Genomic DNA, 15,174 nt, shown 5'->3' on the forward strand with positions numbered 1-15,174 from the left:
ATGCACGCAGCGCCACAAAAGCGCGTATTTTTCGCCGCAGTTGGCGCATACGAACACCGGCCGAGCAGCCGGCCGCGCCCGAGATTGCGCCGCGTCAGCCGTCGACGCGAGCGACGTCGACGCGGTCGATGCGAACGTCCTGGAGCGGGCGATCTTCGGTGGTCGTCCGGACGTTGCCGATGCCCTCGACGATGCTCATGCCCTCGATGATCTCGCCGAAGACCGTATGTTTTCCGTCGAGGTGTGAGGCCGCGCCGAGGGTGATGAAGAACTGGCTGCCATTGGTGCCCCGCCCGCCTCGCACGCTCGCGTTGGCCATGGACAGCTTGCCCGGCCGGTCGTGCGCGGCCTCGGGCGAGCACTCGTCGTCGAAGGTGTAGCCGGGGTCCCCGCGCCCGGTGCCAGTTCGGTCGCCGCCTTGGATCAGGAACCCGGGGATGACGCGGTGAAAGATGACACCGTCGAAATAGCCACCGCTGCCGGTCTGCCCGGTGTTGGGGTCGACCCACTCGCCGAGGCCAGTGGCCAAGCCGACGAAGCTGGACACGGTGTTGGGGGCGAGGCGCTCGAGCAGTCGCACTCGGAAGTCGCCCATGCTCGTCACGAAGGTCGCAACCAGCTCGCCATCACCGGGGATCAGCTCCTTGACTGGGGGGAAGCTCGTGCGATGGGGCACGGATGCAGACGCTACCATCCGCTCGGGTGGCGATCTAGCCTCGGCGCCATGGCTGCCACCCCGATCTACAATTTCTCGGCTGGCCCCGCGATCCTTCCCCCCGAGGTGTTCGAGCGCGCGGCCGAGGCCGTGCGCGAGCTTCGAGCCGACGGCCACGCCCCCGGCGCGCCTGGGATTGGCCTGTCGCTGCTCGAGATCTCCCACCGCAGCAAGCCCTTCGCGGCGGTCCACGAGGCCGCGATCGCGCTCTCCCACGAAGTACTGGGGATTCCCGACACCCACGAGGTCCTGCTCCTCCAAGGCGGCGCGTCCTTGCAGTTTGCGATGGTGCCCCTGAACTTCGCGACGCCGGGCGCGAAGCTCTGCTACGCGGACACGGGCGCGTGGTCGAGCAAGGCGATCAAGGAGAGCCGTGAGATCGCCGCGGGCGGCCGCGGGCACGAGACGGTGGTGGTGAGCAGCGCCAAGCAGAGCGGCTACGACCACATCCCCGCGCTGCCTGCGCTGCCCGCCGACGCGACCTACCTCCACCTGACCTCCAACAACACGATCTACGGCACGGAGTACGCGACCATGCCCGAGGTCGACGTGCCCCTGGTCGTCGACGCGAGCAGCGACATCGGCAGCCGCCCCATGGGCCTCGAGCGCGCGGCCATCGGCTACGCCGGGGCGCAGAAGAACCTCGGGCCGTCGGGGGTCACGCTGGTGTGGATCGATCGCAGCTGGCTCGAGCGCGAGGTCCCGGCCGGCGTGCCCAACATCTTGCGCTACAAGACCCACGCCGACGCCGGCGGCCTGTTCAACACGCCCAACACCTTCGGCGTGCTCGTGCTCGAGCTCGTGCTCGAGTGGGTCAAGGCCCACGGCGGCGTCGAGGCCATGGCCGCGCGCAACATGGCCAAGGCCGACGCCCTCTACGCCGCCCTCGACGGCTCCTCGCTCTACGTCCCCCACGCCAGGGCCGACTCGCGCTCGCGCATGAACGTGACCTGGACCCTGGGCGGCGCCCCCGAGGCCGAGCGCGAGGCCCTGACCAAGCGCTTCTTGAGCGAGGCCGCGGCCGCGGGCCTCGACGGCCTCAAGGGCCACCGCAGCGTCGGCGGCTGCCGGGCCTCGATCTACAACGCCTTCCCCGTCGAGGGCGTCACCAAGCTCGTCGACTTCATGGCGGAATTCGAGCGCAAGGCGTGAGCGACGAGCGCGACGAGACTCAGGGCGTCGACATCAGCGAGGCGCCGGGCTGGCAGGCCATCGATCGCTGGGTCACGACCCACTTCCCCGCGGCGACCCCCCACCAGTTCGCCAGCCGCACGCCCTACGAGCTCGACGAGCCCAGCCCGCTGCCGGCGATCACCGTGTTCGAGACCCGGGCGCCGGCGGGGTGGCTCTACGTCAGCTACGGCCTGTCCGAGCTGTTCGACAAGAGCGCGCCGGACCCGGACCTGTCGGGCTTCGGCTTCGAGCTGAGCTTTCGCCTGCCCGCCGACAACCCCGACGGGAGCTTGAACGAGCATCCGCCGCTGTGGCCGCTCAAGCTGATGCAGGCCCTGGGTCACCACGCCCTGAGCACGGGCGGCGGCTTCGACTCCGGGCACATCCTCGACCTCGGCGCGCCCCTGGTCCCGCCGGGCAGCGACGGCCCTGACGACTGCAAGCTCAGCGCGCTGGTCTGCGTGCCCGATCCGGCCCTGGGCAAGATCGACACGATCAACGGCTCGCTGCTCTTCTTGCGGCTGATCGCCGTGACCGCCGACGAGCTCGAGATCCTCTCCAAGCTCGAGCTCGGCGCGCTGGTGCCCTGCCTGGCGGAGCTCGAGGGGCTGGGGATCTGCGATCCGGCGCGCGGGTCGTTTTTGGACGATCCGCAAAAGAGCAAGATCTTGCGGCGCTATAAGCTCGGCATCGAGCTGTGAGCGCGAGCTGGCTCAGCCAGCCAAGATCGGCAGGTGCACCCGGCCCTCGGGCGTGCGGGTCGCGGCCGCCCAGCCTGGTGGCTTGGGCGGTCGGTCCGCCGCCTGCCCGCCGAGCTCCTCGAGGCCGACCTCGCGCCAGTAGAGCGTGCACGCGCCCTGGCAAAAGGCCGCGTTTGGGCAGCCCTCGCAGCTCGCCGGGCTCATCTGCTTGTCGCGGAAGAAGCGGGCGGTCTTCGACTGCCAGACCGCGTCGAAGCCGTCGCGCAGCAGGTTGCCCAGGCTCTCGTGGTGGTCGAAGCTCGAGCAGGGCAGCACGTCGCCGGCCGGGTTGACGTGGATCAGCCCGTCGGCGGCGGCGCAGCCTTGGTTGCCAAGGCCGTGGGCCACGGTGTTGAACACGCACGCGGGGATCGGCGAGTACCAGATGAATTCGACGCCGCGCGCCGCGGCGCGCTCGCGGACGCGCAGGAGGATCGGGCCCATGTCGCTGTAGCGCAGCTGGAGCCCGTCCTGGCCGTCCTTGGCGGTGCCGCAGGGCAAGATCAGGTTCATCGTCAGGCGCGCGAGGCCGGCGTCGGCGATGCGGTCGACGATCGCCTCGAGGTGCTCGACGTTGGAGCGGCTGATCGTGGTGTTGGTGTGGACGCGGATGCCCGCGGCGCGCAGGCGCTCGACGGCGCCAAAGAGCCGGTCGAAGGCGCCGGGGCGGCGGACGATGGTGTCGTGGATCTCGGGGCTCGGGCCCTCGAGGCTGAGCTGGGCCGAGTCGAGGCCGGCCGCGGCGAGGGCGGCGACGAGCTTGGGCCCGAGGCGCTGGCCGTTGCTGATGATGTTGACCTTCATGCCCAGGCCCTTGGCGTGGGCCACGAAGCGCGGCAGGGCGGGGCGGGTGGTCGGCTCGCCGCCGGTGAAGGACACGCTCGGGCAGCGGCCGTCGCGGCGGATGATGTCGAGGGCGCGGCAGACCTCGTCGTCGGACATGGTCGCGTCCTCGGACCAGCCCGCGGGCAAGCCGGTGGCCTCGCAGCCGGCGTAGCAAAACTCGCAGCTGAGGTTGCAGCGGTAGGTCAAGGCGATCTCGGAGATCACCGGGTAGCGGCAAAAGTCGGCGGAGAAGGCCTCGGTCTGCACGGCCCGGCGGCCGTGGCCCTCGCCCAGGCGGCCCTCGAGCAGGGCGTGGAGGTCGCTGAAGAACCAGTGCAGCTCGCGGCGACGCTGGGCCGAGTCGCCCTCGCGGGCGAGCACGTCGGCGATCGTCGCGCCACCTTCGATCATCGCCGCGAGCACGCGCAGGGCCGTGGCGTTCATCTTGTGCGGGCTGTTGGGCACGACGATCAGCAGCTCGTCCTCGGGCCGGAGCATCACGTGCGGGCGCAAGTTGGTGACGAGCTCGTCGACCCAGCGCAGGTCGATGGGGTGGGGCTGCTCGGGGCCGAGCTCGACGAGGATCGGGCCGTCGGGGCGCGGCGTGGGCAGGTTCAGGGCGAGGTTCTGGGCCTCGAGCTCGAGCTTCGGGGCGCGGCGGCCCAAACCCTCGAGCGCGCGTAGCAGACGCTTCATGCCATGCCCTCGGTCAATTTCAGCGTGTGGTTGAGGATCCGAAAGATGTCGGCGTTCGAGGTGTGCCAGCCGCCGCTGTTATCGGCGCGCTGGCGGACCACGAGGTACTGGGCCCCGGAGCCGCTGCCCGGCTCGATGACGAGGCCGGGCCTTTGGACGAGCTCGGGCAGCCGGCCCTTCTCCTCGGTCAGGATGACGCAGTAGAGATAGGGGTAGTCCCTGCCCTGGACGTTGTTGAGGGCGACTTGGATCTGGACGCCGATGAAGCCCTCGGCGCCGGCCTTGGGCCGCAGCATCATCCGCACGTCGACGGGGTACTTGCCGCGCCGGGTCTCGGTCAGGGCCATCAAGGTCACGATCTCGAAGCGATCACTGTGCTCCTTGGCGCGCTTGCGTGCGTTGGCGAGGGCGTCGAGCTTGAGGCTGAGCTCGCTGGGGTGCCAGATCGAGCGGGTGCCGCTGAGCCACATCGGCGCGAGGGTGAGCATGAGCATGACCTGGCTGCGGAGGACGAAGCTCGGGCTCTCGAGGCCGCGCAGGCTGCTGATGGCGAAGGCCGGGAGCCCAATCACGACGATGGCGGTGAGGATGCCCTGCCAATTGGTGATCTCCCAGGGCGTGAGGTCCCAGGCCCTGGCCTTGGCCTCGATCTGCTGGAGCTTCTTTGGCCAGTCGTCGTCGACGGGGACCCAGTTGAGGTCCTTGCTGTTCGGGGTCGCGCCGCCGGGGGCGTTGGTCTGCGACCTCGTCCACAGCACCAGGTGCGCGAACAAGAAGGGCAGCGGTATATAGAAGAGCCCCTCGCCGATGTCGCTGTAGTAGAAGAACAACAAGTACCCGCCGACCGAGAACGCGGCCGCCGCGATCAGGTAGCGCAGGAGCAGCGGGAGCTTGGGGATGAAGACGAAGCGCAAGCTCGTGCGCTCGGCTTGGCTGGGCCACACAGACATCAGTGAGATCCTCCCGAGACGCAGGCGGAGTGGCAGGCGGAGTGGCAGGCGGAGTGACACGCCGAGTGACAGGCGGAGTGACACGCCGAGTGGCAGGCGGAGTGACACGCGGAGTGGCAGGCGGAGTGACACGCCGAGTGCTCGTAGGCGGTCACGAAGTCCTGCTCGCCGAAGCTCAGGTAGGAGTGGTCCGCGTCCGCGAAGGTGTAGCTGGGCGCGAAGTGGCGGCCAAAGCTCGTCGGCAGCCACAGGTTGGACTCGGCCCCATGGTGCTGCCACAGCCACCAGGCGTAGAAGAGCTCGGTCTGGCGCGCGGCCCCTTCGTCCGGCTTGGGCAGCTTCGGGTCGTCGAGCTCGAAGGGGGTGGGGTAGCGCGCGCGAAGCTGCGCGCGGTAGTGCTCGGCCGTGGCCTCGAGGTCGGCGTCCCAGGCCTTGCGCTGGATCGTGCCGACGAGCAGCTCGCCGAAGTCCTTGGCCAGTGACTCGGGCGGCTTGGCGAGCGCGATGGGCAGCTGATCCCAGACGAAGCGCTGGTAGGGATCCTCTGGCTGGTCGGCGGTCCGGGCGAGCTGACCGCCCTTGCCGAGGGTGACGTGGCCCTTGGCCGCCAGGGTGTCGATGACCATCTGGGTGAGCACGCCAAAGGGCAGACCGAGGACCACGAGGGCCTCGATCTCGGTGAGCGTGGCGACCTTGCCCACGACCCGGAAGGTCGACACGCGGATCTTGGGCGGCTCCCAGTCGTTGCGCTCCCACAAGATGTCGGGGGCGGTCGCCGCGGCCTGGGCCAGACCCTTGTGCTTGCGCAGCGTGATGAAGGCGGCCATGCCCAGCAGCCCGGTGATGACCAGCAGATCGGGCCAGCCCGGCTCATGGGGTTTGAAGTTGGTGCTCGAGCCCGAATTCGAGGACCTCGAGCCCCCCGCGCTCGCGCTGTTCGGCGCCGAGAGCTGCTCGAAGTAGCGCTCCGGGAGGTAGAGCTGCACGCGGTGATCCTCTCGAGTGCGCACCTCGTCTCGATGCAGGAGGATCGAGAGCTGGCCCGAGTCGCCAGTCGCGCCAAAAGAGCTGGGCCCGGCGATGCCCTCGTAGACGATCTGATAGCGGCTGTTGACCCAAGGCTCGGTGCGCAGGCCGAGGCTCGTGGCGATCTCGAGGTCCTGCTCACCCAGCGGCGTCGGGACCGACTCGAAGATCACCTTCAGGGTCTCGTGCTCGAGGGCCTCATCCCACTCGACCGGAGACCAATTGAGGACGACCAGGGCCTCCCCCTCGTCGGAGGTCGTCCGCGCCAGGTTGCCCGAGGCGCCGAGGTCGACGCGGTAGCTGAAGAAGTAGGTGCCCTCGCCCGGGCCCCAGCTCCTGCCCTCGTCGAGGACGATGTCCCAGCGCGAGCCGAGATCTTTGACCTCCAGGGGGACGTTCTCGCCGCCGGGGAGCTCGGCGACGCAGCGCTCGGGGATCCACTCGGGCTGGCCCGCGGTGCCCTGAAAGTAGAACCCATGCATGTCCCCGCCGCTGCGCCAGCGGGTGGTGTAGCCGACCTCTGCCTGGCCGTCGGCGGCCACGCGCAGCTCGACCTCGACCCACTCGAGGTCGTTTCCGGCCCAGGCGAGGCTCGGTGAGACGAGCGCAGCGACCAGCGCGACGACGCCGATGAAGCGGATGTTGACCAGCCAAAAACGGGGGAGCCAGCGAATGTTCTGGCGTCGACCGAACACGCTGGCACCCTAGCGAAGCGCGCATGCTGCAAGCGCGCAGTTTTTGCTCGGCGCCAGCGTGTGCCGGCGTCGAGGGGCGGGCTCAGGGCCCGCTGACGATGAGCTTGGTCGGCCGGCTGCCCAGGGACATGCGCGTCCAGGCCTTGAGGAAGTTCGAGGCATCCTTGGCGCTGATGCCGATGCAGCCGAGGGTGCCAGGCTTGTTGCCGTCGGGGTGAATCCCCAGGCCGCTGCGGCTCGAGTCGCTGGTGTGCTCGATCGGGATGAAGAAGCCCACGCCGCCAGCTTGGAAGCCGGACTTGAGGTGCTTGCCTTCGACCGCGCGGGTGACCTTGACGCTGTAGCTGCCGTTGGACAGCGCGCCGTTGCCATAGCCGCCAGAGACAGCGGCGAAGGTCTTCCCATTGAGGTAGAGGAGGCCTTCGGCGCGGGTATCGTTTCCACTGGTTTTGACGAACTTGAACATCCTGAGCTCCTGCGGCGCATGGTACCAGCACTGAGGCTGCGCCGTCGGTCCGAGTTGGGCTGGGCGCAAGAGCTTCCTCGCGCCTCGAGAGGGCACCCCGGCGCGGGGAAGGGGCGCGGGACCGACTGGACTGAACGGGGTCAATCCGGTTTGATCGGGCGTGTGGCGCTAGGAGCCCGTGGTGAAACCCAGCGCGGCTCCTCGCGCCGGGATTTTCGTCGAGGGCGCGAAGCCAAAACGCCGCTGTACCGGGTGTACTGCAAGTTTTGGCGACAAAGCCCTCGGCGAAAAGACCAAGCGAGGTGTCGTGTTGGGTTTCACCACGGGCTCCTAGGGTGACGTTGTCGCGGAGGGGGAGGGCGAGGGGGAGGGCGAGGGCGAGGGTGTCGGCGACGATGCCGGGGGCTGGGCTCGCCAGCGCCGCCGCGTGCGACAGGTCGGCTCGTCCTCGCCGCATTTGATGCGCACGTGGATGTGTCCGTCGTGGCCGCGGGCGTGACGGATCAGCTTCTTGCCCTTGCCGCCGCCGCGCACCGGCCAGGTGATGATCTCGTCGAGCTCCTCGACGCTCGCGCCCATGGACAGGGCCGCGTAGTAGAGCGGGCGCTGGAGGTCGTGGTCCAAGAAGATCATCGCGACCTGACCGGTGGCCAAGAAGGCGTCGATCAGCGCCCAGGTGGCGCGCCAGTCGACCTCCTCGGGGCGAGGCGAGAGGGTCGGCTCGAACCAGGGCAGCCGCGGGAGGCGGATGTCGACGTCGCGGCCCGACTGGTGCGAGCGGTGCGGGGGGAAGCGCCCGCCCCGGGGCCGGGACAGGGAGCCGACGATGACCTCGCCGGCGTAGCCGGTGTCGTGGCGAAAGTTGGCGAAGGCCGTGACGATGACCTCGACGGCGTGGCTGCTGCCGTGGGCGATGCGATCGAAGCGGCGCGTGTAGAGCTGGGGGAGCTCGGGGAGCTGGACCGGCTCGCCGCGGATCCGCCCCTTGTTGGGGTGCCCGTGGCTCTTGGCGGTCTGCGGGATGTCGAACCACGCGGGGTCGATGGCCGGGCCGAGCTCGCGGTTGACGGTCCAGGCCAGGGCGGGGTCGAACCACAAGATCAGCGCGCGCCCGGGCTCGAGGGGGGCCATGCTGTCCTCCTCGCTGGCGTCGTTGTAGTGCTTGAGGTCGCGGACATCCACGCGGTAGTCGACGGCCAGGCGCTCCCAGCTCTGCCCGGGCTCGGCGCGCAGCTCGAGGCGGACGCGCGGCGGCGGGACGCGGGTCGCCTTGACGCGCAGCTCGACGTCCTCACGCACGTAGCGGCGGCGCTCGGCCAGGGTCTTGGGGTTCCACTCGCGCAGCTCGTGGGTCTCGAGCACGCCGTAGCGCGCGGCGATGTCGGCCAGGGTCTCGCGCGGCCCGGTGCGGTGGCGGATCCACCGGCCGCGCTCGATGTACTCGGTCTCGTCGCCACGCCACAGCCGCTGCCAGGGCGGGACCTCGACGGTCTCGGCGTCGATCGCCGGCAGCCACGTGGCCTGGACGACGTCGCCGGCCTCGACCCCCTCGGGGAGCTCGAGGTGGAGCGCGGGCTCGATGAGCAAGAGCCCAGCCAGAGCTGCTTTCGCCAGGGGCATGGGCGGCCCCCCATGGTAGCAGCCGCGCTCAGCTCGAGTTGACCCAAGTCAGCAGCGAAGTCAGCGCCCGCGACCAACGCATGTTCGCGCGGGCGCGCCAGGCCTCGGGGCGATAGACCACGACGCCCGCCCAGGCAAAGGGGGCCTCCCGCGAGCCCGTGCCGGCCTCGAGGTCGACGCCCGCGAGGAGCGGCCACGAGCGCAGCCAGCGACGGCGGCGCTCGAGCTCCTGGATCAGCGCGTTCATGCTCGGCCAGCGCTTCGCCGGCGCGGGCGACAGACCCCGGGTCAAGATCCCGCGCAGCCACGCTGGCGGCCCCGGGGTCGCGCACGAACGCGCGCCCCCGGGCCCCGGTCGCTCGCCGGTGACGGCCTCCCACAGCGCCACACAAAAGGCGTACTGATCGCTCGCCGGGGTCACCTCGCCGCGGGCCTGCTCGGGGGCGATGTAGCCAGGGGTGCCGCCCACGGCCCGGGTCACCGGCTCCTCGCCGCCGCCCGCGGACCTGGTCTGATCGATCCCCGCGAGGCCGAAGTCGATGATCACCGCGCGATTGGAGGCGTCGTCGATGAGCACGTTCTCGGGCTTGAAGTCACGATGGACTATATTTCTGTCATGAATTGCGCCGAGCCCTCGCGCGGACTGTATATATAAATCGAGGATGTCCTCGAGCTCCAAATGGGCCTGTATTTCGCGAAGTGTCCCGCCCCGGACATGCTCCATTGCGATGTAGACTTCACCCGCCGAGGTCTCGCCGACGTCGTAGATCACGATGACGTTGTCGTGCTTGACCCTGGCGATGGCTCGAGCCTCGCGCAGCAGGCGAGCGCGCTTGTGGGCCTCGACGCGCCCGCTCTCGCAGACGACCTTGAGGCCAACTAGGCGCTCCAGGGCGTTGTCACGGGCAAGAAAGACCGATCCTGCGCCACCGCCGCCTAGGCGATCGAGCAGCGTGAAGCGACCCTTCGCGTCGACGGGGATGGGCTCGAAGGTTTCGACCAGGCCCAAGTCGAAGCGAATTTTTCGTCGCTCGAATTCGCGCTCCAACGTGTATTTGGACACCATGGGAGTCTCCTCTTTCGCGTCTCGCGGGCTGGGGTACAGGTTTTTTGCTCGCGATTTATCGAAGGTTCGTTTTCTTATGGTCTCATGAAGTCTGTGTGATTGTCGAGGTTTTGAATTGGGACATGTTTTTGTATCCTTTTATACGTATTGTGAGTAGGTGTTGCAGGAAGCGCCGGCGATGATGACGGCGCCGCTCACGAGCAGGCGCGAGCTTCAGCGCAGGCGCGAGCGCGTGGCGACGCAGCGCAGGTCGATACCCGGGGGGATGCTCTGGACACGCGAGCGTGTCGCCGCTCGCCCAGGCCCGAGCCGCGCTCGCTCGTCGCGAACGCGTGCGGACGAAAGCAGAAAAAGTCGAGGGCGGGTCGAGCGACGCGGGGCGCGGGCGAGCGAGGGGATCCGTGGACGCCCGAGGCGAGCGCCGAGGTCGAGGCCGTGGGGATCATCGACTTCGGCGCCATCGACTTCGGCGCCATCGACTTCGGCGCCATTGATGTTCGTGTCCGAGAGACGCTCGGTGCCAGCACCCGTCGGAGGCGCGGGGGCGCCTGCGCGGGGGCGCTGGAGCGAGGGGGGCCGAGCGTGTGGCCGGAGGGGTCGGGCAGGGGCATGGCCCGGCCTGGTGGGCCTAGCAGCTCATGGCTAGAGATCCGGGAGCACGCCGAGTCCGACGGGCTCGTCCTTGGCGGGCTCGTCTTTTTTGGGCGCAGGCCTGTCTTTGGTCGCAGGCCGATCCTGGGTCGCGGGCCGATCCCGAGTCGCCGGCCGACTGCGCACGGGCGCGCGCTCGCGGCTCGGCTCCCGCGTCTGTTGCGGGTGCATGTCGAGCTCGGGGTGAGGCTCGAAGACAGCCTCGTACTCGTCGCCGCGCGTGCTCGAGGCGGCGGCAGGCGTGGGGCTCGTCCGGGGATCCTCACGCACGACCCTGGGCACGCCGTGGATCTCGGCGGCGTCGGGCAAGGACGCGGGATCGGGGACGTCGAGCGGCTCGGGATCGGGCGCGGGCGCGGGTTCGCTCGCAACCGCGCTGGCGGCCGAGCTGCTGGGCGCGCCCGCGCGGAGCGTGCGGGCTTTGCTCCCCCGCCCATGCTGGTCGACGCCCACGAAGCGGCTGCGCGCGTCCATGACCTTGGCGACGTAGGCCTGGGAGTAGTCGGGGAAGTCGTCGCCCTTCTCGAGCCAGCGCGCGACGTTGCCGGGGCCAGCGTGATAGGCGGCGACGGCGTAGGCCTCGTCGCCGAACTTCCCGATCATCTCGGACAGGTAGAGCGCGCCGGCGCGGACGTTGAAGTCGGGGTCGTAGGCCCGGGCCGAGCGCTCTCCCATGCGCTTGGCGAGGTAGGCGGCGGTCGAGGGCATCAGCTGCATCAGCCCGCGGGCGCCGGCCGGAGACTTGGCCTTGGGGTTGAAGCGGCTCTCCACCCAGATGATCGCGTTGAGCAGGCTCGGGTCGATGCCGTGCTCGGCGGCGGCTCCGTCGACGACCTCCTGAACCGCCAAGATCCGCGCGCGCTCGCCCTCGGAGAAGGCCTCGAGGGCGGTGTCGCGGCTCGCGCTCGTGGGGGCGGAGGCCGTGGAGGTCCCGACTCGTTGGGCTCCGCTTGTCGCGCATCCTGCGGATGCGACGAGTACGCAAGAGCACGCAACGATGAGGAGCGGGCGGAAAAGACGCGCACGGGGGGCCATGCGTACACTGTAGGTCTAGGTGGGAGGGGAGTGAATTTATCCGCAATTCGGGCGTCGACTGAACGGCGATCCAGGAGATCCGCCCCTGCGGGCGCCCTCGATCCACGTCATCGCTCACCCACTCTCGGCTTGACCGAGGCCGACAGATCCATATCCTTCGCCTCCCCCGCGCACACGCGGTGGCCCCGGGGACTGGGTCGAGTCCCCCGCCGAGACGGGCGCATCGTCGAACGGATAGTCAGGCCAGTGAGCGATCAAGCCATCATCAAGACCGGCGGCAAGCAGTACCGCGTCGTCGTGGGCGACAAGCTGCGCGTCGAGAAGCTCGACGCGGACGTCGGCGGCAACGTCGAGTTCGAGGAGGTCCTCCTCGTCGGCAGCGGCGCCGAAGCCCAGGTCGGCACCCCCCTCGTGGCGGGCGCCAAGGTCAGCGGCACCGTCAAGGCCCATGGCCGCGGGCCCAAGCTGATCGTGTACAAGTTCCGCCGCCGCAAGCAGTATCGGCGCAAGCAAGGCCACCGTCAGGCCTACACCGAGGTCGAGATCACCGGGATCTCCGCCTGACGCAGGAAAGGGAAGAGCGACATGGCACACAAAAAAGGTCAGGGCTCAATCAAGAACGGCCGCGACTCCAACGCCCAGTTCCGCGGCGTGAAGAAGTTCGGTGGCCAGTTCGTGCGGGCCGGCAACATCATCGTCCGTCAGGTCGGCTCCCGCTTCTGGGCCGGCGAGGGTGCAGGTCGGGGTCGTGATTTCACGATCTACGCCACCCGCGACGGTGTGGTCCGCTTCCACAAGCGCGGCGCCAAGGATCAGCGACGGGCCTACGTGGCCGTCGATCCCGCCCCCGTCGCCGAAGCCGCCGAGTAGCGGCCGAGCCTCGGCGCCAGCGTCGAGACACCAACCCTCCGACCGCCCTCCGACCAAATTTTGGTCGAGAGGGCTTTCGAGTTTCGAGACATGCGCTTCATCGATCGCGTCCGCATCCAAGTCCGCGCCGGAGATGGCGGAGACGGGGCCGTGGCCTGGCGCCGCGAGTCCCACGTACCCAAGGGTGGCCCAGCGGGGGGAGACGGGGGCGACGGAGGCAGCGTCTGGCTGGTCGCCGACGACCAGGTCTCGACCCTGCTCGACCTCAAGTTCCGCCAGCACCTGCGCGCCGAGCCCGGCCGCCCCGGCGGGGGCGCGAGCAAGAACGGCAAGGGCGGCGAGGATCTGTTCATCAAGGTCCCCGTGGGCACGTCCATCTACTACGAGGGCGAGGCCGGGGAGCTCGGCGAGCGCCCGCCTTGGCTCGACGACGAGGCCGGCGAGGGCATCGTCTGGGAGCCAGGGGACGAGGGCGAGGCCGAGGCCGGGGGCATGGAGAACGTGTGGGTCGTCGAGGACCAGGGCCCCGTGGTCGGCCTCGAGGGGGCCGGGATCAGCGATGAGCAAGAGACGCTGCTCTCGGCCGGGGCCCCGGCCGAGGTCGTGGCCCAAGGCGAGACGATCTCCGGCGCGGCGCAGCGCAAGCGCATGTCGGAGCACCGTCGGCCGGCGCGCGACGCCCGGCCGACCTACGCCCGCGGCGAGCTCATGGGGGATCTCGACAGCGTCGGGGATCGCCTGCTGATCGCCCAGGGCGGCCGCGGTGGCCGCGGCAACGTGCACTTTCGGTCGTCGACGAACCGCTCCCCCGACCGCGCCGAGCCCGGGACCGATGGCGAGGCCATGTGGCTGCGCCTCGAGCTCAAGCTCCTCGCCGACGTCGGCATCGTCGGCTACCCCAACGTCGGCAAGTCCACGCTGATCTCGTCGATCTCACGGGCGCGGCCCAAGATCGGCGCCTACCCGTTCACGACCCTGGTCCCCCAGCTCGGGGTCGTCGGGCTCTCGGACGACCGGACCATGGTCGTCGCCGACGTCCCGGGCCTCGTCGATGGCGCCAGCGAGGGCCGCGGTCTCGGCCACGAATTCCTGCGCCACCTCGAGCGCACGCGGGTGCTCTTGCACCTGCTCGCGCCGGACCCCACCCCCGGCCGGGAGCCCCTCGCCGACCTCGAGGCCCTCGAGGGCGAGCTGCGCCGCTACGGCGCGATGTTCGACGACCGCCCGCGGGTGGTCGCGCTCAACAAGATCGACACGCCCGAGGGCGAGGAGCTGATCAAGCAGACTCGCCGGGCGCTGCGCAAGCGCAACATCCCGCTCTTCCCGGTCTGCGCCGTGACCGGCGAGGGCACGGATGCCTTGCTCGAGGCGCTGTGGCGTCGCCTCGAGCTCGTCCGTCGCGTCGAGGCGCAGGCCGCAGCCGGTGAGGCCGAGGGGACCGAGACCGAGGGCGAGACCTAGACCGAAGCCTGGGTCGATCGGGGTCTGTACATGACCCCTCGCGCCCGCGCCTTCACGAAAATCGACGCCGAGCTCGTCTGGCACCAGGCGCGGCCTTCGACCCACTGAACGCCCGCCCTCGCCGAGCTGGCGCGGGCTGTTCGTTGCTGGCCAGCACCGATTGGCCCTGATACCGTAACGGGGTGTCTCGTGCCCGTCGAAGCCCTGTAGCAGCCCGTGCTTGGCCAGCGGGGGTGTGGTCGCTGCTCGCGAGCTTGATGTTGGTCTGCGCGCTGCTTTGGTCGAGCGCCGAAGCTGCCGCCGCGCCGCCACCCCCTCCCCCGAGCACCGGCCAGGCGATCCCGCCGAGCGAGACCCAGGGCGGGCCCCCGCCGGCGCCCTCGGGCGGGGATCAGAGCGGTGACGACGGCCTGTTCCAGACCACCGAGACCCCCGAGGGTGTCGACAGCAGCACGCGCGAGTCCGAGATCTTTGGCGCGCGCATCGACGGCATGCAGGTCGAGGTCGACGATCTCAAGGAGCGGATCTTCCGGTCCAAGGCCAGGCTCTCGGTGCTCAAGGAGACCGTGCTCCAGGGCGTGCTCGCGGGCAGCCGGCTGATCATCGTCCACCGCAACTTGATGGGCTCGCAGTTTCGCCTGACCAAGATCGCGGTGATCCTCGACGGCGCGCAGATCTACGCGCGCACCGACGACAGCGGCGCGCTCGACAAAGAAGACGAGCTCGTCGTCCTCGACGGCAACATCGTCCCCGGTCCGCACACGATCACCGTCGAGCTCACCTACCAGGGCCAGGGCTTCGGGGTGTTCAGCTATCTCAACGGCTACACCTTCGAGAGCCGCAGCTCGCACAACTTCACATCCCCGCAAAACGGCGCCCTGCGGCTGATGAGCTCGGGCTTCGAGAAGGGCAACCTGAGCACCGAGATGAAGGACCGGCCGTCCGTGGACTGGCAGGAGATCCCCCTCGACGCCTCGGGCAAGCCCCTGCCGCAGAGCCAGCGCAAGGCCAGCAAGAAGAGCGGGTCCAAGTCCAAGTCCAAGCGCAAGCAAAAGCCCGCGGCCAAGAAGACCGGTGAGGCCGCTGCCCAGACGCCTGGAGCCCAGACGCCCGGAGCCCAAAAGCCCGCCGCGCAAAAGCCCGCCGCGCAAAAGCCCGCCGCGCAAAAGCCCGCCGGCGATTGAC

At 69.6% G+C, this 15,174-nt stretch carries 14 protein-coding genes; 6 read left to right on the forward strand and 8 right to left on the reverse strand.

What is annotated here, in order from left to right:
* Positions 1-94: 94 nt before the first annotated feature.
* Positions 95-676, reverse strand: a complete 582-nt coding sequence (locus tag G6O69_RS14610; protein ID WP_346017045.1) for a peptidylprolyl isomerase — start codon at positions 674-676, stop codon at positions 95-97.
* A gap of 48 nt (positions 677-724) precedes the next feature.
* On the opposite strand from G6O69_RS14610, the gene serC reads away from it, so the two are divergent.
* Together serC and G6O69_RS14620 are read left to right on the forward strand one after the other, a co-directional pair.
* A complete protein-coding gene (gene serC, locus G6O69_RS14615) occupies positions 725-1,867 on the forward strand; it encodes a 3-phosphoserine/phosphohydroxythreonine transaminase (protein WP_172304114.1) in 1,143 nt (380 codons plus the stop codon).
* Positions 1,864-2,589 carry a suppressor of fused domain protein gene (locus G6O69_RS14620; protein WP_172304115.1) on the forward strand — a complete coding sequence of 242 codons (726 nt, stop codon included), beginning with the start codon at positions 1,864-1,866 and terminating at the stop codon, positions 2,587-2,589. Before serC ends, G6O69_RS14620 begins: the two co-directional genes overlap by 4 nt.
* A 12-nt stretch (positions 2,590-2,601) precedes the next feature.
* On the opposite strand, the gene G6O69_RS14625 is transcribed toward G6O69_RS14620, so the two are convergent.
* From G6O69_RS14625 to G6O69_RS14655, 7 genes are all read right to left on the reverse strand, one after another.
* Positions 2,602-4,149: a radical SAM protein gene (locus G6O69_RS14625; RefSeq protein WP_172304116.1), complete on the reverse strand. Its 1,548-nt coding sequence runs from the start codon at positions 4,147-4,149 to the stop codon at positions 2,602-2,604.
* The gene (locus G6O69_RS14630; protein WP_172304117.1) at positions 4,146-5,099 is read right to left on the reverse strand and encodes a hypothetical protein; all 954 of its coding nucleotides are present in this window, start codon (positions 5,097-5,099) and stop codon (positions 4,146-4,148) included. Before G6O69_RS14630 ends, G6O69_RS14625 begins: the two co-directional genes overlap by 4 nt.
* Positions 5,099-6,820: a hypothetical protein gene (locus G6O69_RS14635; protein ID WP_172304118.1), complete on the reverse strand. Its 1,722-nt coding sequence runs from the start codon at positions 6,818-6,820 to the stop codon at positions 5,099-5,101. The genes G6O69_RS14630 and G6O69_RS14635 overlap by 1 nt, the downstream gene beginning before the upstream one ends.
* 82 nt (positions 6,821-6,902) lie before the next feature.
* On the reverse strand, positions 6,903-7,286 hold the full coding sequence (locus G6O69_RS14640; RefSeq protein ID WP_172304119.1) for a hypothetical protein: 384 nt from the start codon (positions 7,284-7,286) through the stop codon (positions 6,903-6,905).
* A 330-nt stretch (positions 7,287-7,616) separates the two neighbouring features.
* Entirely contained in the window at positions 7,617-8,906 is a 1,290-nt protein-coding gene (locus tag G6O69_RS14645) for a penicillin-insensitive murein endopeptidase (protein ID WP_172304120.1), read from the reverse strand.
* Between the two features lie 28 nt (positions 8,907-8,934).
* The gene (locus tag G6O69_RS14650) at positions 8,935-9,915 is read right to left on the reverse strand and encodes a serine/threonine-protein kinase (RefSeq protein WP_176396834.1); all 981 of its coding nucleotides are present in this window, start codon (positions 9,913-9,915) and stop codon (positions 8,935-8,937) included.
* Between the two features lie 699 nt (positions 9,916-10,614).
* A complete protein-coding gene (locus G6O69_RS14655) occupies positions 10,615-11,658 on the reverse strand; it encodes a lytic transglycosylase domain-containing protein (RefSeq protein WP_172304122.1) in 1,044 nt (347 codons plus the stop codon).
* 246 nt (positions 11,659-11,904) lie between these two features.
* On the opposite strand from G6O69_RS14655, the gene rplU reads away from it, so the two are divergent.
* The 4 genes from rplU to G6O69_RS14675 all read left to right on the forward strand — a co-directional run bounded on the left by rplU (position 11,905) and on the right by G6O69_RS14675 (position 15,173).
* The gene (gene rplU / locus G6O69_RS14660; protein WP_172304123.1) at positions 11,905-12,222 is read left to right on the forward strand and encodes a 50S ribosomal protein L21; all 318 of its coding nucleotides are present in this window, start codon (positions 11,905-11,907) and stop codon (positions 12,220-12,222) included.
* A gap of 21 nt (positions 12,223-12,243) precedes the next feature.
* On the forward strand, positions 12,244-12,528 hold the full coding sequence (rpmA, locus tag G6O69_RS14665) for a 50S ribosomal protein L27 (protein WP_172304124.1): 285 nt from the start codon (positions 12,244-12,246) through the stop codon (positions 12,526-12,528).
* 90 nt (positions 12,529-12,618) lie between these two features.
* Positions 12,619-13,989, forward strand: coding sequence for a GTPase Obg (locus tag G6O69_RS14670; protein ID WP_172304125.1), 1,371 nt, complete (start codon positions 12,619-12,621; stop codon positions 13,987-13,989).
* Positions 13,990-14,222: 233 nt separating this feature from the next.
* Entirely contained in the window at positions 14,223-15,173 is a 951-nt protein-coding gene (locus G6O69_RS14675) for a hypothetical protein (RefSeq protein WP_172304126.1), read from the forward strand.
* Position 15,174 lies beyond the last annotated feature (1 nt).

The sequence above is a fragment of the Pseudenhygromyxa sp. WMMC2535 genome, from assembly GCF_011083025.2.